The organism is Sphingomonas sp., from assembly GCF_024508665.1.
GTDB lineage: Bacteria > Pseudomonadota > Alphaproteobacteria > Sphingomonadales > Sphingomonadaceae > Sphingomonas.
The window spans coordinates 203,346-222,227 of the sequence record NZ_JANINP010000002.1; the positions used below are offsets into that span (position 1 = coordinate 203,346).

The window sequence follows — 18,882 nt, forward strand, 5'->3', positions numbered from 1 at the left end:
ACTTCGATTTCAGCGTCGGTTGAAATGTCCGCGCCGCCGTCCGGCGACGCCGAAACCAACTTTACCGGCGACGGCTGGCGGTCTGCCCTGTCGTCAGGCGATAGGTCATGACATTACGATAGACCTGACCCGGCGCCAGGCGCGCCGAACCGAAAGCCGGCTGATTGGGCGTGTCGGGAAAGAGTTGCGGCTCCATCACGATCGCGTCGCCCTCGCGATAAATACGCTTGGCCTTGCCGGACGATGTGCCGTCGAGGAAATTGCCCGAATAGAATTGCAGTCCCGGCTGGTTCGACCAGAGTTCGAACCCGCGCCCGGATTTCGGATCGAAGACGCGCGCCATCAAATGCTGGTCCGGCGTGATCCGGCGCCCGATCACCCAATTATGGTCATAGCCGCGGCCGTAAACGAGTTGCTCGTCCCGCGCGTCGCGAACTCGTTCACCGACCGCGTGCGGGGTGCGGAAGTCGAACACCGTTCCCTTGACCGGGCGCATTTCTCCGGTCGGGATCGCGCCGTCGTCGGTCGGCAGATAGGAGTCGGCCGGGATCGTCACCACGGTTCCCATCGCGCCATTGTCCGATCCCTCGCCGGACAGGTTCCAATAAGCGTGATTGGTGACGTTCGCGATCGTCGGCGCGTCGGTGGTCGCGCGATATTCGATGCTGAGCGCGTTCTTCTCGTCGAGCGAATAAGTCGCATCGACAGTCAGCGTGCCTGGATAGCCCTGATCGCCATCGCGGCTGACATAGCGCAGCGTCACCGCTGCCGTAGGACCGGATTTTACGGAAACCACCGACCACAACACCTTGTCGAAGCCGACGGTGCCGCCATGGAGCGAGTTCTTGCCGTTGTTGACCGGCACGCGATAATCGCGCCCGTCGAGTGAAAAGTGGCCGCGGGCGATGCGGTTGGCGAATCGTCCCACCGTCGAGCCGAAATATTGCGGCGTCTTGAGATACTCTTCGATCGTGTCGTAGCCGAGCAGCACGTCGGCGCGCTTCCCCGCGCGGTCGGGCATCACGAGCGACTGCAGCGTCGCTCCATAGCCAATGACCGTTGCCGATATACCAGCCTTGTTGGTCAACGTCACCGCGGGCACCGACCGCCCGTCGGGCAGCCGGCCGAAACTCGATTGCCGCGCCTCTGCCGCCATCGCAGGCGTGGCGGCGCCGATCAGCATCGCGGCCAATATCAGTGAACGCGGCGCCATGCCTGTCTCCTTCATCCGAGGTAACGATAGGGGGAAATGCCGCGACAGCCGGGATCGACTTCGAACAGGCACCCGGCTTGTGGCTCGTCGACGCCGTCGGCGGCCGAGGTCACGAACATCCGGTCGAGCGCGTTGCCCGCAAATGCGACGTTGGTGATCTGCGAGGCCGGCAAGGCGATGGTTCGCTCCCGCCGGCCCGTCGGATCGAAGCGCGCCACGCACGAGCCGCCCCAGCACGCCACCCATAAGTGACCATCGGCATCGATCGTCATGCCGTCCGGATGCCCCCAATCGGGTTCGAATATGATATGCGGCTCGCGCGGCCCTACGCTGCCATCGTCATTGACCGGATAGCGGAAGATCGTGTCGAGCGCGGTGTCGGTGTGGAACAGGAACCCGTCGCCGATCGCGGGACCGTTGGGGATCGTATAGCCGTCCTCGATCCGCGCCACCTGTCCGTCAGGATCGAGCCGATAGAAAGAGCCACTCGGGCGGTCGCAAGTGAACGGCATCGACCCCGCCCAGATGCGTCCCGCGGCGTCCGCCTTGGCATCGTTGAAGCGATTTCCGTCGCGCTCGGGCTCGGGCTCGGCAATCGGTTCGATGGCCAATGGATCGAACGACAACGCGACAAAGGCACGGCCCAGCCCGGCGACGAACCCGCCGCTCTCGCGCTCGATCAACCAGCCGATCGTGTCGGGCATCGCCCAATTGTCGACTCGCCCGCTGGCCAAATCGAGGCGATTGACGCGCGCGTCCAGGATGTCGACCCAATAGAGCGCGGCTTCACGAGCGGACCAGAGCAGCCCCTCCCCCAAGCGGTCGCGACGGTCGCGCTCGATTAGCCGGACATCCGGCATCAACGGCTGACCCTGGCAAGCCCGCGCTGGGCGGCGCGCCGATGGTTGACGGCGGACTCCAGTTCGGCGCGGCGGCGGTCGGTCATGCGGCGCCTGTCCAATCCGCGCCTCGCTACTTCCGAACCCATCAACCCCTCCGTATTCCACCATCGTGACCAGGGCGGTTGTGGGTTGATAGCGTCAATCAAGGAGATAGGAACCCTATTTGTCTTACAAAAAGGGCGAGAGGGAGCGCTGGCCAAGTGCGAGACGGCGGCGGTCTCCGACTTATGGCGCTAGCCCGATCTCGCGACGCCTTTTCCTGTCGACACGTCTGCGCGCCCGGTCTTCCGGCCATCTTCTATTCTCAATTCGGAACGCCCGGTCACAACCCATGAGTTGCCCGCATCCTGCTCACAGCATCCGCGAAGACCACGCCAAAGGTTATCCGCGCCTTTACCATGCCGGACGACCGGGTGTTCACACGTCGCTGTCATAAGCATCCTCGCGTTTCTATCCAAGGATGCCGACATGAAGAACGTTTGTATTGCTTTAGTCGCGGCTTTCGCGGTCGCGTCCTCTGCCGCCCAGGCGGCCGATCCCCATGTCTCGGTCGGTTCGGCCCAGTACACGATCGGCATCAGCGGCTTCGTGCCGGTGGTGTGTCGTGCCACGGTCGACGCCGCCATGGTCCCCGCCCAGGGCGGCCAGGTCTCGCTCGGCTCGCTCAACGAATTCTGCAACAGCCCTAACGGCTACGAAGTCTATGCCGATTATTCGGCGAACATGACCAAGGCGAGCCTGCTGGTCGACGGCCAGAAAGTGCCGCTCGGCAAGGACGGCACGGTCCGCGTGACCAAGTCGAACCGCGCAGGCATTGCTGCCCACGCGGTTTCGCTGGATTTGCCGAAGGGCGTCGAGCCGGGAACGATCTCGTTCCGGATCGTCGCGCTATAAGGCGGGACAATTCTGTTGCGATGGCGCCGTCGACAATAACGGCGTCACCGTGACGGTGATCGTGTCGCTATAGACCGAGGCGGGCGTCTTGCCCTGCCCGCCTTCGAGCAACGTCGCCCGGATCGGCAGGATGCCGGCCGCAGCGTCGGTGCCAGCGCGCACGCAGGTGACCGTCGTGAAGGTCGGGCTGGCGGTCGTTCGCGCCTGACCCAGGAACAGCGCCTTATAGGCGAGCGTCTGATTGGCATTGGCCAGCGAGCCGCCCGCGAAGGTCAGCTTGTAGTTGTTCTGCGAGGCGATATCGACCTTGTAGGGGCCCGAACTGGCGACGCGGATATAATTGGTGGTCGGCGTCGTATAGGTCGCCGGCGCGGCCAGGACCTGCGCGGTGGTCAGGTTACCGACTTCACCGAAATCGAGATTGGTGCCGACATAGCTCGCTTGGAGGCCACTCAGCACGATCACGTTGACGACAATCGCATTGCTGACCGTGCCGGTGTCGGTGAACGGACCGCCACCGCCGGTGCCGTTGCAGCTATAGACGATGTCGAACGGCAGAGTGGAACCCGCGTTCAGGTTGAGATTGGGCGGCAACTGCAACGTCATGTTGAGCGTGAACACGTCCGACGCGGCGTTGTTACCGGTGAATGCCCAGCGGAATACGCCCGGCGCCGGGCTGCCGGCGTTGATGTTGAGGATCGGCGGAGTCTGATTGGTGCCGAAGAAGATATTGCTGCCGGTCGGCCCGCCGGATCCGGATCCCGTCGCGCTGATCGGGATGAGGATCGTGCCGTTCTGCGCCGCGGTCGTGCCCTTGACATAGAATTCGATGTTCGCGGTCTTCTCGCCGCCCGCACCATTGACACGCGACAATTGCACCCCGGTCAGGTTGATCGATGTGGTGGTGCCGTTGAACGGATCATACGTCAGGTTGGCGGTACCGCCGCTGACCGTGGTGAGACCGCATTTGCCGGCCGCGAACGCCGCGCCGGGGAATGCCCCGGCGGCGACCGCCAACGCCAGAAGTGCGTGTCGAAACAGAGACAAGGCCATACTTACTGCCCTTTGACCGCTTTGAGTTCGTCGACACGGACAAGCCCGTCCGCGTTGCCGGGAATGGTGATCTCGAAGACTGATTTCTTGTCGTCGAGCATGGTGATGCGCCATTTGCCCGGCGCCAGTCCGCCGATCCCGAACCTGCCTTCACGGTTGGTGAACACGGTGATCGGCGTGCGTTCGGGATGCGCGACCTCGACCGCGGTGCCGCTGACCAGCGAGACGGGCTCGCCGTCGATGTCGAGCAGGCGACCGATCGCGGTCACCGAATAGGCCGATCCAACCACAAGCTTGTAACCGCTCCGGTACGGCGGCAGCAATCGGAACGACCCCTGGCCCAGATCGACGCCCGGTTTCGCATTGGGCGCGTCGACCGCGATCGTCCGCTCCGCATAGGAACTCAGGCTGGGCTCGGTACCCGCCCTGAGCGCACCGCTGTTCGCGGTATAGCCGAACGGCGACGGCGAGACGACGACATTGGTGCCGTCGAGCGTCTTGTACGGCGTGACGATCGCGAAGCTGTCGTAGATCGGCCGTCCGACCGAGAAGGTGCCGTCGGCGACAGCCAGCGAGGTGCCGAAGCGGAACGACGTGCGCTGCGACGTGACGCTGCCGAACGTATCCTGGAAGGTACCGAAGTGGCTGAGGCCCAGCTCGGCGCGGTTGGTATAGTAATTGCCGGTGAAGTTGACTCCCGAACCGGCATCGCTGCGTTCGACATCGGCGGTCATGTTGTACGATCCGACCCCCTGTCCATAGAGCGTCTGGAAAGATGTCCGTACCCGGTTGCCGCGACTGTCATAGTCGGCGCGCGCGGTGGAATAGCGACCAAGCCGGATGACCAGCGAGACCAGCCCGCCGAAGCGCGACCCGTTATTGTCGCGTTCCCAACGCGCATCGGCCGTCACCGTCGCGGTCGAGGAGATCCGATAGCCGGTGGTGACCCGGTAGGTGTGCAGATCGGGTTGCGCGCCACGCCCCTTGGAAAAGCGTCCGTCGAAACCGGCATAGAGCCGCTCGTTGAACGTGTGCGAATAGCCGCCGCCCACTTCGAACTGGAACTGGTTGTCGGGAACCAGCACGCCGACAGGAGCGAAATAGCGACTCCGCGTCTCGACGAACAAGTTGAGCGAATCCGCTTGCCCGCTGGAGCGGTTGATCAGCCGCTGAAAGGTCAGCGTCGCGGCGTGGCCGGTATGCGAACCCTTGATGTTCGACAAAGAGAAATTGCCGGCAAAGGTGCCGAACGGCGTCGCCACGACCGCCTCGACGCCACCCATCTGGGTGTTCTTGTCGGCCTGGGCGTTGACGCCCAGCGTCAGGAAGTCGCTGATGCCGCGGCGGTAGAAGCCGGTGAAGGCGAATTTGTCGGTATAATGCGGGCCATGCAGCCCCAGCGGGTTGAGCACGCCGGCATAAAGGCCGAATTCGCTCAATCCCTTGGCCAGTTGCGACTGGTCGAGGAACAGGTTGAACCGCAACAGATCGGTGCGTCCGGTATCGTCGATCACCGACAGGCGGATATCGTTCGCGCCCTGGGTGAACGGGAAATCGCGCAGATTATAGGTGCCGGGCGCGAGCTGGAGGCGCCGGACGATCTGGCCGTTGACCTGGACCTCGACGGTCGAGGGGCGGCTCAGCTGGAAGCTGCGATCGCCGCGCGGGCGGACCAGCTGCTGCGGTTGCAGGACGCTGTACGACCGAAAGATCGAGATGCCCGCAATGTCGGGCGCCGACTGGAAACCGCGCGAGACGGTCTGCAGGTCGCCCGCCGTCCAGCGCACCAGGTTCTTCTCGTCGTCATAGACCAGCCGCGACCCCAGCCGCTGGAAATCGACGCCGCTCGATCCGGGCTGCCAGATCGCTTCGCCTTCGGCGACCACGCCGCCGATCCGCGTCGCGCCGTCGAGCGAGAAGATCGGCGAGGCAAAGCCCTTTTCGCCGCCGGCATGGATATAATCTTCCGAGCCGCGGATGTTGAGATAGGCGCTCCAGTCCGCCGGCGCGGCGAAGCTGCCGACCCGGTTGCGGTCGAGCGGGCTGACCGTCAGCGACCGCGACGCGCGCCGTTCGGCGGCGATCGTCAGGTTGAGCTCGAGCGTCTGCGGGTTGTAGCGAATGCCGACGCCGGCCGCTTCGAAATCGGCCGGAGTGAGCACTGCCTTGGTCGACAGGGCTGACTGGATCGCGGTGAAGGATTGCTGGTTGAGGACGTTCGACAGCAAGTCGAGCAGGCGCTGCGCCGGGAATTCCAGCTTGCCCGCGGCGGTGATCGTCAGCGGCATGTCGCCGAGATACGTTCCGCCATCCTTCACCGGCACCGTCAGCACGATGTCGCGTCCGGTCGGGTTGAGGTTGGTTTGCGGTTGATCGGTCGGTGCGGTCGGCGCGTCGATCGTGACGCGCCGCTCCTGCGATTGCGGCACGACGCCTTGCTGGCTGTCGCTATTGGCCCGCGCCGGCGCGCACAGCCCGCCGATGCTCGCGCTGGCGAGCATCAGGCCGATCACGCGGCTGGTGAGCCGCTTAGCCGTCTGGCGTGAAGCTGACATCGACGCTGCCCCCATCCACCGGCAACTCAATCGGCAGCGACATGCGCCGCGTCTGGTTGGCCCCCACCAAACCGAACCCAATCGTTTGCTGCGTTTCCGGACCCGACAACGTGCGGCGGAACACTTCCTTGCCCGCCGCGTCCTTTTCCACGATCCGCAGCCGCCCTTCGGACAGATAGCCGTAAGCGGCCGACGCGTTGGTCAGCGTGACCAGCGGAATCGGCTTGCCTGCCGGATTGTGCCCGATTTCCGCGCTCTGCACCTTGATCGCCGGCTTCACGCCGTTCGGCGCGATGCTGACCAGAACCTGGAAATTATACAGGATCTGGATCGCCGACTGGCCCGCCGGCAGCTTCACCGGCAGCTGCGCCACGGTGACGTAATAATGCTTGCTGGTCTTGAGCTCGGGGTCGCCGACATATTGCACGCGAAACGACTGGGTCTGCCCCGGCTGGATCAGGGCCTGGGGCGGAAAGATCAGCAGGTCGCCCGGATCCTTGCCCGTTTCCTTGACGCCGTTCTCGTCGAACTCGAGCGATTGCACGCGCAATTCGACCGGCAACGGCGTCGCGAACGTGTTCTCGACGGTGATGATCTGAGTCATCCCGTTGCCCGATTGCTTCAAGTTGATGATGACCGGCTGGACCGTCATCGCCACAGCGATCTGCTGTGGCAGGACGAGGGCGGCCGCAAAGGCCGCACTCATCAATATCCTCTTCATTCTCTTCACTTCCCCCTCCGCTGGGTCGTTTAGAAAGCTGCTTCAAATTGTACCGTGACGGTGTCCGCGTAGCGGCCGGCGACCAGGGGGCCGCCCCCCGGCGGCACCGTGATCGTCAGGCCCATGTCGCCCGCGCCGCCGTCGGCGCTCGTGATCGCCAGGACGTTGCTGTTGATGGTCTGCACGCTGGCGTTCTGGCCCGCCCAGTTCGCGCTGATCTGATAGCCGACGAATTCGCCGAACCCGGTCGGCGACTGGCGATTGCGCGCATTGCCGCCGTCGCGCAGCAGCCCGCCATTGGCGCTGGTCACGGTCAGCTTGTGCGCGGAATTGCAGATCACCGGCAGCGCCAGGTTGATCGCCGCGCCGCGCGGTTGCGCGGTCTGCGGATCGCCGAATTCGATGATGCGGATCTCGCCGCTCGTCGCGCCGATGCCGGTAAAGGTGGCGTTCTGCCCGCCCGACGCGGTCGGCGCGTTGAGCACGCAGGCCGGCGGCGCCCGCCCGGCGATCTCCAGCCGTCCCTGGCCAGTGTCGTTGGGATTGACGGTCTGCGCCTGCGCCAGCGCCGCGACGCAGGTCGCGAGCACGGCCGGGACGATGAGGGCGATGCGGTGCATCAGCGCGGCTCCACGAATATCCGCATCGTGTCGGCATAATCGCCGGCCGGCAGCGGGGCGTTGTCGCGGGCGTTGGATGCACCCGGCGCGATGTTGAGTTTCAGGTCGATCTCACCCGCCGTCGGCAGGTCGACGTTGAATCGCTGGTCGTTGACGCGGCGCGCCACGGCGTCGGCGTTGAGCACGCCGTTGACCACGCCCCACATCACCGTCGCGCGATAGGGCACCGCCGAGCCGAAGCCGGGCGCGGGCGCCTGGGTACGCTGCAGGGTCGGCCACAGGCCGTTATTCTGCGATTCTAGGCGCAGCCGGTGCGGATAGTTGCACACCGCGTCGAACTTGACGTCGACCGACGCGGCGGCGACCGCCAGCGTGGTCGGATCGATCATCTGGTCGATCTGCAGCGTGTTGCCGCTCAGTCCGCGGAAATTGATCTGGTTGCCCGCCGCCAGCCGGGGCGTGCCCACCGCGCATACCGGCGGGGCATTGCCTGTAACCGGCAGGGTCTTGGTCGCCACGGTCGACTGGGCAAATGCGGGGGATGCCCAGGCGAGGAGCCCGCCGACGACCAAGACCGTTTCAAGGCGGAGGCCGCGTGGCATCTCAGGACGCCACGGCCAACGTAACGGTGACGTTGCCCTGATAATTGGTATCGGCGACCAGGCGCTGCGTCGCGCCGCCATTGGTCGAGAAATTGCCGACCGAGACGGTGATGTCGCCGGAGAACGCCGTCGCGCGCGTCTGGACCGCGGCGGGGTTGCTGGCCGCGCCGGTCGCGTAGCTGGCAGGTGTCGTCGTCCAGCCGGCGGCGGTCGCGGTATAGTCGACCACGCGCGAGAAGCCGGTCGGCGGCGTGCTGGTAAAGGTCTGCGCGGCCATCGGCGTCGCATTGACGGTGATGGTGCTGCGCGCGCTGCAGAACGAGCCCGACAGGACCTTGGGCGGAGCCGCCAGGTCGGTGCGCAACAGGCCGGTGTTGAGGTCGATCAATACGCCCATGTCGAACGTGCCGCCGGTGCCGGCGATCGTCCCGCCCACGCACATCGCAGGCACATTGCCGACGACCGCGAAATTCTTGGTGTCGGTGTCGCTGCCGCCTTCGCTCTGGGCCGCGGCGGCGCCGCTCCAGGCGACCGCGAGCGCTGCCGCCGACAGGATGGCCCAGCGTTTCAGGTTAGGGCGTTTCAGGTTACGCGTCATGATCACTCTCCCCCCGAAGCGACCGGTCCAAGCTTGACCACGACCAGGCCGCTATAGGCGCCGGCGGTGAGCAGGAAGTCGGACGGTGCGGTAAAATTGGACAAGGTCACGTTGAGATCCGCGACCTTGGGCGCCGGCTGCGTGGGCCCGGTCGCCGACGCGGTCGGCGACCCGCCCCCGGCGGTGGCAGCGGTGGTCACCGATGCCGTCCCCGCCGCCCAATTGGTTACCTCGGCGGTATAATTGACCGCCTTGGCGAAGCCGGGCTCGACCGCGCTGGCGTCGTTCGACACCAGGGCGGTCGCGGTCACCGTGATGGCCGATCCCGCGAAGTTGCAGAACGAGCCCGGCAAGGTGACCGTGCGCGGTGCGATGACCGCGATCTTGCCGACCCTCGCTCCCGACGTGTTCGCCATCTGGCCGACATCGACCGGCGCGGGCGTCGGCGTGCCGAGCATGCACAGCCTGGCGACCGTGCCCGAGACGCCGACATCGGCGGTGGCGGTGTCGGTGGCCTGGGCGTGCGCGATACCCGGAAGGGCGACCGCGGCGAGCAGGGTAAGAGCGAGGCGCTTCATCGCAGCTTCTCCGTCAGGACGATCAGGGCGCCGGAGTGACCGACGGAGTCAGCGTCACCAGGACCTGACCCGAATAGTCGCCCGCGACGAGCAGTCCGCTGGTCGGGCTCGACGAGCCGGACAGCGTGACCTTCACGTCACCCGTGAACAGGCCGACCGGAACGGCCGTGCCGGCACCGTCGGTTACCGACGTGTCGGTGGCGTTGGCGCTGTTGGCGGTCGCGGTGGCGGTGTAGTTCACCACCCGGTCGAACCCGGCCGGCGGGGTGGTGGTGAAGGTCGTGTTGACCAGGCGCTGCGCCTCCACGCTCATGGTGGCGGCAGTGCCGTTGCACCAGCCCTGCAAGGTACGGGTCTGGCCGTCGAGCTTGCTGGGATCCAGCTTGCCGGCGGTGGACCCCGATCCCTGCAGCGACAGCTCGCCGGCATTGATCACGTCGGACGGCAAGGTGAACTGGCAACGGTCGGCGACCGAGCCGTTGATCGTAACCGTACCCGTCGCATTCTGCGCGGCGGCGGGCAACGCTGCCGTGGCGGCGATGACCGCTGCGGCGGCAAGGATCGAGGTCTTCATGTCAAACATTCCCCGTTTGGAAGTCGATTACGCGCCCGGCTTGATCACGACGGTGATCTTGCCGGTGTAGGTCGGATCCGCGGCCAGCAGGTCGTTGACCGTGTCGGTGCGGAAGTTCGACGCGCTGATGGCGATGTTGTCCGAGCCGTTGTTGGCCAGGCGGCCGCCGATCGCGGTATCGGCACCGGCGGCAGCGGCGCTGTCGTTGGTGAACGGGCCCGCGGCGCCGGCAGTCGTGGTCACCGCGACGCTGGCGGTGAAATCGATGCTGTTGTCATAGCCGCCGCCGCCGAGCGCGGTGGCCGCCGTGATCGGGTCGGCGTCGACGCTGATCGTCGGCGCGGCCGAGGTGCAGACGACGCGAGCGGTGAGCCCGGCGCTGGCGTTGAACGAGGCGGCGAGGTCGGTGCGCATCTTACCGGTGGTGTCGGCGAGTTCGCCGAGCGCAACGGTCGTGCCGAACGTCGAGCCCGAGCCGGGAACGACCAGACACTTCGGCGCCACCGAACCGGTGATGTTAACCGTACCCGTCACATTCTGCGCCGCGGCAGGCGCCGCGATCGCGATCATCGAACCGGCGCCGAGCGCCATAAGGATCAACTTGTTCACTGTACTGTCCCTTTCACAGATGTTGCCGTTGGCGAGCACTGCCCCCCCGGACGGTTCCGCCCACCCTCGGTTGAAGTTCGACCGGTTCCCCCGAGGGCGGGAAAAGCGGACGTTTGCGCGGACATCCTCATGACGCCGCACTCACCGTCACCGTCAGGGTGTCGGAATAGGAGCCGCTGACCAGCGTGCCCGGACCGTTATAGGCCGGGGCGCTGACGCGAAGATAAGTGCCGGGCTGATTGACCGACGTGGAATTGAGCAGCAGGCCCTGCGACTGGCTGACCGGGCCGCGGAACGTGCAGGGCGCGCCGGACGTCACGGTCAGCGTCGAGACCGCGCACGATCCCGTCGCCGTCGCGGTCGATCCGACCACGTTGAGCGCCACGGTATAGGGCGCGAGCGTGATATAGCCGTTCGGCACGGAGCCGGCGGTCAACAGCCCGCCATTGGCCGAAACGACCGCGACCCGCGAAGGCCCGGTGCAATCGAGCGCGAAGGTGAAATCGTGGTTGAGGCCGACGACATCGAAATCGGGCTGCGAATAGGTACCCGAGGGCGCCGATCCGGTGGCGAAGCCGCAATGGCCGCCGACCGACGCGGTGACCATCACCGGCAGATCGCGATGACCGCCAACCACGCCGGGCTGCCCGTCGGCATAGACCGTCTGCGCGGCGGCGCCCTGCGGAAGCAGCGCGATACCGATCGCCAACACGATCGTCGTCAATGAACCCCGGCAAGTCACAGTTCGCTGCCCCCTCCCGGACAAATGAACGATGACCCTTTTGTTGACGAGGCAGGCAAAAACGCAAGAAGAATTTTTTACGACTCATTAACCAATTCAGGTAACTTGCCGAATTAAGGTTATAGCTCCGGTTATCTTGGCTATAACCTTGGATATAGCGAGTCTCTAAATCGGAGATTTTCTTTGTTTATTATTGGGACAAAACTTTCAACTCAAAGTCTCTCGAAAAATCTATTCTATAAAATGTCGGAAACAATTAACGAATATAACTTTGGTTTTCGCGGGACTGGTCCAACCCGTACTTGGCGGCGGTTCTCCGCCTTTGCCCCCCGCCCGATCCGAACGCCACGCGCTGCTTTGGAATATCGTTACTATTTCGTGAATGATTATTACTTTGTTAAGTTAGATTGTTAAGGGTTGGATGGAATCGACACGGCCGACTCGGCGCGACTCGGCGACGGAACGGGCCGAATCGACGGCGAGTCGCGGAACCAAAGTTCGAGAATCAATTCAGGACGATGAAGGGGGCGCTTGGCCGAAGGATATATGCCGATCGGCCCGTATCGCGGTGGGTCCGCTGCATCTCCCCTCCCTGTAAGGGAGGGGATCAAGGGGTGGGTATAGCGTCGGGCGAGGCTCGATGCCTCGACCGTCGCTGCTTGCCACATCGCGGATGAGTCTTTGTGAGCGCGCGGACGCGCGCACCCACCCCCAGCCCCTCCCTGGAAGGGAGGGGAGCAGAGATCCAATCATCAGCACCATAAAGGCACACCCGGACAAACCCCGCGCGGAACCTTTACGAGACGGCAAGGATTTCGGTTGATACTTTAATCATTAGCCAAGGGAGGCCGGATGAGGTCACTGAGCGAATATCCGGCAGGACGAGCGTTGACCGCGCGCAGCCTCGCGTTGGTCTGCAAGCTCGAAGTCGGATTGCCTCGGCTGATGCTGGTCTGGGTATTGCTTGCCGGATTGGCTTGCGGCCTCAGGGTCGCCTTCGCCGCGACGCCGATCCTCACGCCGGGCGACGAGCTCGGAAATGCGCTCCCCTATCTGTTGCTGGTTATCGCGCCGATCGTCACCGTCCTGCTCGGCTTGTCCGCCTTTCCCGCGACGGCGCTGCACGCACAGCCGACGCAGCGCCTGGCCAGGATCGGGCGTTGGCGACGGGTCGACGCGGTCACGGCACGATCAATGCCGCTCTATGGCGCGACCGGGTTCATGGCTTCGTTGCTGGTCGGCATCCTGATCAACGTCCCCGTCCGCACGTTCGAGTTCCTGACCGGCATCCCGGCATTGGGCGGCATGGCGCCCGACTGGTTCCGCACGCTCTATGCGATGATGCTGGCCGATCTGGTATTGCTGTCGTGCCTCTACGGCTTCGCCTTCGTGCTCGCGCTGCGCCATGTCCCGCTCTTCCCGCGCTTCCTGGCCGCGGTCTGGGCGATCGACGTGCTGATGCAGATCTGCATCGCGCGCGTGATGGGCAATGTCGCCAACCTGCCAGGATCGGTGAGCGCCTCGCTCGCCGACATGCTTCAGGGCAATCTCAAGAAAGTGCTGATCAGCGTCGCGATCTGGCTCCCCTATCTGCTGCTGTCGCGCCGGGTGAACTTGACCTACCGGTGGCGGGTTCCGGCATAGCGACGCGCGAGCGTCGCCCGCTTATCGCCATTTTTCGCCGATCCGTATAACAGAGGCGAATGGGGCGGGTTCATTCGATTGAGATCTTGCGTCGCGCCGCGATGATCGATGGCATCGTCGGGCGATAGCCTACCGCCATTGCCGCGCGAGACGCCGGCCTGGCCACTGGCTGTGGCGCTGCTACTCGTGGCCGTGGCGGGAGCGCTGCTATGGAACGCCGAACTGGTCAACGACGTTGCCTGGCAATTATGGGTCGCGCGCCAGCTCGCCCATGGCATCACGCTCTATACCGACATTATCGAGGTAAATCCGCCTTTGTGGTTCTGGGCGGCCGTGCCGGTCGTCGATCTGGCGCGGTTGCTCGGTGTGAGCAGCTACCATGTTCTGATCCCGTCCGTGCTGGCGCTCGATATCCTCGCGTTACTGCTTGTGCGGCGCCTGTGCCGGGGCCTGCAGAGCGGCGGGCTGATCGTCCTGGGTTTTCCCGTCATAACCCTGTTCGCGTTTCTGGATGTGTTCGGGCAGCGCGAGCATCTGACTCTCATCGCGATCGTGCCATACCTCGTCCTGGTCGCGCGCCGCGCCAACGGGCTAACGGCGAGTAGGTCCATCGCGATCCTCTGCGGAGTTCTGGCCGCTTTCGGCATCGCGCTGAAGCCACACTTCCTGCTCGTCCCGGTCGCGCTGGAAATCCTGCTTCTGGTTCGCACGCGCCGTCTGACGTTCAGACCGGAGACCCTCGCGCTGGCGGCGTCGCTCGTAACTTACGCGGTGGGCGTCCTGCTGTTCGCCAGCGCATACTTCGTCGCCAGCCTGCCGATGTTGATGATCTATCAGGGCGACCGCGGGCCGATCGGCTATCTGTTGGCGCAGCCGGTCGTGACGATGACGTGTCTGTTGCTCCTGAGCCTGGCCCTTTATGGCCGTCCGCGTTCGTCGGTCGCCCAGGCAGCACTGGTCGCCGGTCTGGCATTTCTGGCAGCCTATTTCCTCCAAGGAAAAGGTTGGCGCTATCATGGCGTGCCGGCGATGGGGTGTTTTGCGCTCGCCATGGCGGCGGAAGCCGAGCGGTGTCGCCGCGAGCTGCCTCTTGCTGCGCGCGTCGGCATCGGGCTGGCGACGTTGACGATCTTTTGTCTGGCGGTTCCGCTCGTTCAAGGGTTGCGGGCAAGGGACGACGCTGATGCGCTGCTTGCCACCAGCGACCTCCGTCCCGGTGACGTCGTCGCGGCGCTTTCGGGCAGCGCTTACTGGCCTGTTCCCGAGGAACGCCATTTCCTCTGGCCCTCCCGTTCGGTGACGTACTCGCCGTTATTCTATGCGGTCGGGGCATTGCGGGCCAAGCGACCGAACCCGGCGATGACGACACTGATCCAAGATATCCGGCGCAGCATCGTCGACGACCTCACCTGCAACCCACCCCGGCGTATCCTCGGGGACCGCTACCCCAATCGTTATCTCAAAACAGGTTTGGTCGAGTATCTTTCGACCGATCCCGATTTCGCCCGGCTGATGCGCGCCTATCGTCGGGGCCCGGATTATGGGGAATTCACGACGTACGATCGGGTCGAACCAATCCGCGGTCGGCCGAACACCTGCCGCACCGTCTATTGAAATAGTCGGCCTGCCTCGTGACCGCAGCCAAGTAGTCGGTGGCGGCTCGCCTTCGAGCTCATTTCTCTGTACGCCTAATGCATGCGGTCGGGGGCGATCATGACGTCGGCAATTATGCGATCGATTGCGATCGCTGCGATTTTGTATGCAATCTTGCTAGCTTTATCATGGGCTAGTCTTGGCAGCGATCCGCGCCAGGCTACCGCCGCTGTCGTGACGGCATTCAAGGCGGGCGATCTGACCGAAGCCGATATTCTCGACACCGACACGCGGATCGGCGCCCACCAGTTCAACGACTGTCTGATCCTTGACCAGGCCATTACGCGATCGGGAACCCGGGCGCAGATGACGGTGACGCCGCCAAACGATCTCTCGGACCGTACGACCGCCGTCTGTCAGGAACTCAAGCGATCGGTGCTCGAGGGGAAACACGGCCCACTCAACTTCTACCAAAACTATATCCACGGCCATACCGTCCTCGCCCGTGCCCTGCTCGAGGTCTTGCCTGTTCGGGCGATACGTACGCTTTATCAGTTGATCATAGCGTCTCTGCTGCTCGCCGGGGTTGCTCTCGCAATGAGACAGGCGCTCCGGGGCGGGGCTACCGTCAACGTGATTTTCTGGCTGTGCTTCTTTCTCGCCTTCGCCCGCTTCTTCGGCTTCGAACATTTCAGCCAATCGCTCGGGCACGGTCCCGCCGATGCGGTATTGCTCGGTTATGCATTGTGGTTGGAGACCACCAGTTTCGGCGCGCAGTCGCGACCGGTTGATTTCGTCGTTCCCGTTGCGGCTTTTGGTGCATTGACCGCGATATTCGAGTTTCTGACCGGCGGCATACCTTTGGGAATAGCCCTGACGATCGCTGGCGTCGCTATGGCGGAGCGACGGGACGATCGATTGAAATCCAGCATCGCATCGGCATGCGTCGCGTTCATCACCGCCATAGCGACGATGGTCCTGATCAAGATTGTGCTGACCCAGATAGTGTTCGCACAGGGCGCGGTAACGTCGATTGGAGACCAGCTGTTCGAACGGCTGGCAGGGTCGGCGCAATTCGAAGACATTCCGCCGCCGACCGTCGCAAACATCGTCATCCGCGTTTCCCGCGGTTTGGGAGAGATGATGGGAGGGCAACCGGGATTCGTGGTGATGATCCTGTTGCTGACGATAGCATTTGGCGCGGCAGGGCTTGTCCGTCTCCGCCGCTCCGACCTGCGGGAGAGGGCAATGCTGGTCGCAGCATCCAATCTCGTGCTGGTCGTGTGGGTCGCGGTGTTCAACCACCATTTCTATGTCCACGCGTGGTTCATGACCCGAATCTTCGCGTGGACGATCGCGACCGGCTTTGCCCTGTTCGCCATGGCGGTGGCGGTCCGCCAGCCGGTCGCTGCGGCCGATCAGGCGCCGATCCCGGCCGAATAACGCCGTCGGCCAAGGCCGGAATCAATTTGAGGTTATCGGCTCGCCGGTTTGTCGGGACGCGTCGGCGCGGTTGCCCGCGCTCGATCGGATATATGGATCACTGCCCATTTGTCGGCATAGACCCGCCGCCAGCCCGGCTCGCCATCGAGGATCTTCACCAGCGCATTGTCGGGCGGCAGGATCGTCCAGCCAAACTTCCAGCGTGCTTCGGCAGCCTTCCAACGCGCAGCATCACCATTGGCGATTTTGAAATAATCGGTGGTGAAGGCATCGCCATACATGTCCGATCGCCCGTCGATGAACGGTGCGATGCCCTCGAACGCCAGCAGGCCGCCGAAACTATATTCGTTGAACACCGGCTTATCGCGTAATCCTGGCGGCAGGTTACGCAACGCGGTTATCGGGACGCCGTAACTGTCGGGCCGATCAAAGGGCGTGATCAGGCGATAGGTCGCGGTTCCCGCGAACAGCAGCAACCCGACGGCCAGTAACGGCGCAAGCTCGCGCCGCTCCGCCCATAGCCGCGGCAACAATGCCGGTCGCGGCCGCTCGGCGCCTTCGGCCCAGGCACGCCCTAACGGCTCGGCCAGCAGGATCGTCGCCAGCGTCACCAGCACCATCTGGTTGCGAACGTGCTCGAACGTGATGTGCAGCGCCGCCAGCAGAATCAAAAGCCGCATTACCGGAATGCGCACGGGGCGAAGGAACAGGAAAAACAACCCGCTCAATAACAGGATTTCCAGGCTCGATGCGGTGAGCCCGGCCGGTCTCCATTCCGAGATGAGCGACAGCAGCGAGAGGTTGTTGACGTAGAAGGGATAGAGCAGTCCATCTAACCCGGCCGGGGTCGCCATCGCGGCGGCGAGCGAGACAATACCGAACAAGCCCCATTGCCGTATCACGCGCAGCCGGTCGCCAGGAGCCGCCGCAACCAGCGCCTCCAGTCCGAGGCCGCCGGCCAGCGCCAGGCCAAATACGAAGCTGCCATGCGCATTGGCCCAGACCAACATAAGAATCGCGAGCGCGAGCGGAGGCGCGCGCTCGCGCTCGCGTGCGCGTAGGAGAGCGATCAGCCAGGCCGCCAGCATGGGCAGGGCGAGCAAGTGCGGCCGAGCCAATAGAGATTGCGCGAGCCCGATCGACAGATAGATCATCATCAGCCCCGCCGCGCCGAGGCGCTGCCAGCGCCGCAAATGGAGCGCGACAATGGCATAGAGCGCCGCCGACGCAGTACCGAACAGCAGGATCAGCCCACCCCAGCCACCATATCGCCAAGCGCCATACATCAGCAGTTCGGACAGCCATTCGTGCGCGACCCAGGGATGGCCGCGCGCAGAAAAGGAGAAAGGGTCGGTTCGGGGAACGATGCCGTGCGCCGCGATCCATTGTCCGGTCGCGATATGCCATCCGGTGTCACCATCGGCGAAAGCCGAGGACAAGACCGTCACGAACGCGAACGCGGCGAAACTGGTTAACAGTAGAAAGGCAATATCGGAAAGGTCAGCTTCGCTGGCATTTCCCTTACTCATTTTGGAATGCTCAATTGCGGCATTCTAAAATCCCCCCGATCCCGATCCTTGGCCTAATAGGTGATTCGTTTTTTGCCAAAGTGATTCGCCGATTTGTAGGAATCGGACAGGTGATTCATACCGTTGGATAAATGCGACATAGCGTTACGTACCGTCAGGCCCGAAATGGGTATGACGAAGGATATACAAACTATGCCGTTTGGCCCGAGCGGCACATTTTTTCTGCATTTATTGATGGTTAACCGACAGCATCCCTTCCCCAAGTCATTTCCGTTAAATATCTGATAACAAACGACTAAAGTTGAAATGGTTAACACAGATTAAGGCTAAACCGCTGAAAGGATTATGAAAATAGTCGGTTATTGACACCTTACCCGCTTGGCCCCCTTCATCAACTCGCATTCCGGGGACGATTGATCGGACCAACTCGCGAAAGAGTTCGGAAACACCCGATCCCAGATTGCCCACGGAATAATTTGGGGCCGGCGAAATCCGGCGGGGACTTGGGGAAGTGACATGACCATGATCAAGAATCTTTTGCTCGACGACAGCGGCGCTTCGGCCGCCGAATATGCGCTGATCCTGGCGATCGTCGGCACCGGCATCGCCGTTGCCGCCTACGGGCTCGGCACCTCGATCAGCAAAGCCATGAACAAGGCGGCGAACTGCGTCACCAACAGCACCAGCACCGGCTGCTGATGCACGGCTGACGCGGACGGGGCGCTTTCGGGAGGGGAAGCGCCCCGTCGACCGGCCGGATGGGATCCGGCAAGTAAGGGAGTTTCGACATGACGATGATCAAGAATTTGCTGACCGACACCAGCGGTGCCTCGGCGGCCGAATATGCGCTGATCCTGGCGATCGTCGGCACGGGCATCGCCGTTGCCGCCTACGGGCTCGGCACCTCGATCAGCGGCGCCATGAACAAAGCGTCGAACTGCATCGCTAACAGCACCGCCTCTGGTTGCTGATGAACTGAGCGGGGTCGCGGATCATCCGCGGCCCCGTTCCG

General features: G+C 63.7%; 19 protein-coding genes. 6 read left to right on the top strand and 13 right to left on the bottom strand.

What is annotated here, in order from left to right:
• Nucleotides 1-61: 61 nt before the first annotated feature.
• Both Q0L25_RS03785 and Q0L25_RS03790 read right to left on the bottom strand, forming a co-directional pair.
• Nucleotides 62-1,213, bottom strand: coding sequence for an aldose epimerase family protein (locus Q0L25_RS03785; RefSeq protein WP_296611702.1), 1,152 nt, complete (start codon nt 1,211-1,213; stop codon nt 62-64).
• An 11-nt stretch (nt 1,214-1,224) separates the two neighbouring features.
• Nucleotides 1,225-2,073 carry an SMP-30/gluconolactonase/LRE family protein gene (locus Q0L25_RS03790; protein ID WP_296611704.1) on the bottom strand — a complete coding sequence of 283 codons (849 nt, stop codon included), beginning with the start codon at nt 2,071-2,073 and terminating at the stop codon, nt 1,225-1,227.
• A gap of 510 nt (nt 2,074-2,583) precedes the next feature.
• Between Q0L25_RS03790 and Q0L25_RS03795 the strand changes: the two genes are divergently transcribed.
• Entirely contained in the window at nt 2,584-3,009 is a 426-nt protein-coding gene (locus Q0L25_RS03795; RefSeq protein WP_296611706.1) for a hypothetical protein, read from the top strand.
• Here Q0L25_RS03795 and Q0L25_RS03800 read toward each other — a convergent pair.
• The 10 genes from Q0L25_RS03800 to Q0L25_RS03845 form a co-directional block, all read right to left on the bottom strand.
• Entirely contained in the window at nt 3,004-4,062 is a 1,059-nt protein-coding gene (locus tag Q0L25_RS03800) for a spore coat protein U domain-containing protein (protein WP_296611707.1), read from the bottom strand. The genes Q0L25_RS03795 and Q0L25_RS03800 overlap by 6 nt on opposite strands.
• A 2-nt stretch (nt 4,063-4,064) precedes the next feature.
• Nucleotides 4,065-6,617: a fimbrial biogenesis outer membrane usher protein gene (locus Q0L25_RS03805; protein WP_296611710.1), complete on the bottom strand. Its 2,553-nt coding sequence runs from the start codon at nt 6,615-6,617 to the stop codon at nt 4,065-4,067.
• A complete protein-coding gene (locus Q0L25_RS03810) occupies nt 6,592-7,338 on the bottom strand; it encodes a molecular chaperone (protein ID WP_066819487.1) in 747 nt (248 codons plus the stop codon). The genes Q0L25_RS03805 and Q0L25_RS03810 overlap by 26 nt, the downstream gene beginning before the upstream one ends.
• Before the next feature lie 29 nt (nt 7,339-7,367).
• A complete protein-coding gene (locus tag Q0L25_RS03815; protein WP_296611713.1) occupies nt 7,368-7,958 on the bottom strand; it encodes a hypothetical protein in 591 nt (196 codons plus the stop codon).
• Nucleotides 7,958-8,560: a hypothetical protein gene (locus Q0L25_RS03820; RefSeq protein ID WP_296611715.1), complete on the bottom strand. Its 603-nt coding sequence runs from the start codon at nt 8,558-8,560 to the stop codon at nt 7,958-7,960. The genes Q0L25_RS03815 and Q0L25_RS03820 overlap by 1 nt, the downstream gene beginning before the upstream one ends.
• Nucleotide 8,561: 1 nt before the next feature.
• A complete protein-coding gene (locus Q0L25_RS03825; protein ID WP_296611717.1) occupies nt 8,562-9,158 on the bottom strand; it encodes a hypothetical protein in 597 nt (198 codons plus the stop codon).
• A gap of 2 nt (nt 9,159-9,160) precedes the next feature.
• Nucleotides 9,161-9,736 carry a hypothetical protein gene (locus tag Q0L25_RS03830; protein ID WP_296611719.1) on the bottom strand — a complete coding sequence of 192 codons (576 nt, stop codon included), beginning with the start codon at nt 9,734-9,736 and terminating at the stop codon, nt 9,161-9,163.
• Between the two features lie 22 nt (nt 9,737-9,758).
• Nucleotides 9,759-10,310, bottom strand: coding sequence for a hypothetical protein (locus Q0L25_RS03835; protein WP_296611721.1), 552 nt, complete (start codon nt 10,308-10,310; stop codon nt 9,759-9,761).
• Between the two features lie 27 nt (nt 10,311-10,337).
• Nucleotides 10,338-10,919 carry a hypothetical protein gene (locus tag Q0L25_RS03840; RefSeq protein WP_296611723.1) on the bottom strand — a complete coding sequence of 194 codons (582 nt, stop codon included), beginning with the start codon at nt 10,917-10,919 and terminating at the stop codon, nt 10,338-10,340.
• Nucleotides 10,920-11,046: 127 nt separating this feature from the next.
• A complete protein-coding gene (locus Q0L25_RS03845) occupies nt 11,047-11,643 on the bottom strand; it encodes a hypothetical protein (RefSeq protein WP_296611725.1) in 597 nt (198 codons plus the stop codon).
• 870 nt (nt 11,644-12,513) lie between these two features.
• On the opposite strand from Q0L25_RS03845, the gene Q0L25_RS03850 reads away from it, so the two are divergent.
• The 3 genes from Q0L25_RS03850 (at nt 12,514) to Q0L25_RS03860 (ending at nt 16,341) form a co-directional block, all read left to right on the top strand.
• Nucleotides 12,514-13,305 carry a DUF2569 family protein gene (locus Q0L25_RS03850; RefSeq protein WP_296611727.1) on the top strand — a complete coding sequence of 264 codons (792 nt, stop codon included), beginning with the start codon at nt 12,514-12,516 and terminating at the stop codon, nt 13,303-13,305.
• A 138-nt stretch (nt 13,306-13,443) separates the two neighbouring features.
• Nucleotides 13,444-14,919 (top strand): hypothetical protein, encoded by a 1,476-nt coding sequence (locus Q0L25_RS03855; protein ID WP_296611728.1) that lies wholly within the window; start codon nt 13,444-13,446, stop codon nt 14,917-14,919.
• 99 nt (nt 14,920-15,018) lie between these two features.
• On the top strand, nt 15,019-16,341 hold the full coding sequence (locus Q0L25_RS03860; RefSeq protein ID WP_296611730.1) for a hypothetical protein: 1,323 nt from the start codon (nt 15,019-15,021) through the stop codon (nt 16,339-16,341).
• A gap of 32 nt (nt 16,342-16,373) precedes the next feature.
• On the opposite strand, the gene Q0L25_RS03865 is transcribed toward Q0L25_RS03860, so the two are convergent.
• Nucleotides 16,374-17,870, bottom strand: a complete 1,497-nt coding sequence (locus Q0L25_RS03865) for a hypothetical protein (protein WP_296611731.1) — start codon at nt 17,868-17,870, stop codon at nt 16,374-16,376.
• Between the two features lie 516 nt (nt 17,871-18,386).
• On the opposite strand from Q0L25_RS03865, the gene Q0L25_RS03870 reads away from it, so the two are divergent.
• Entirely contained in the window at nt 18,387-18,569 is a 183-nt protein-coding gene (locus Q0L25_RS03870; protein WP_296611733.1) for a Flp family type IVb pilin, read from the top strand.
• A gap of 89 nt (nt 18,570-18,658) precedes the next feature.
• Complete coding sequence (locus tag Q0L25_RS03875; protein WP_296611734.1) at nt 18,659-18,841, top strand: Flp family type IVb pilin; 183 nt, start codon at nt 18,659-18,661, stop codon at nt 18,839-18,841.
• Nucleotides 18,842-18,882 lie beyond the last annotated feature (41 nt).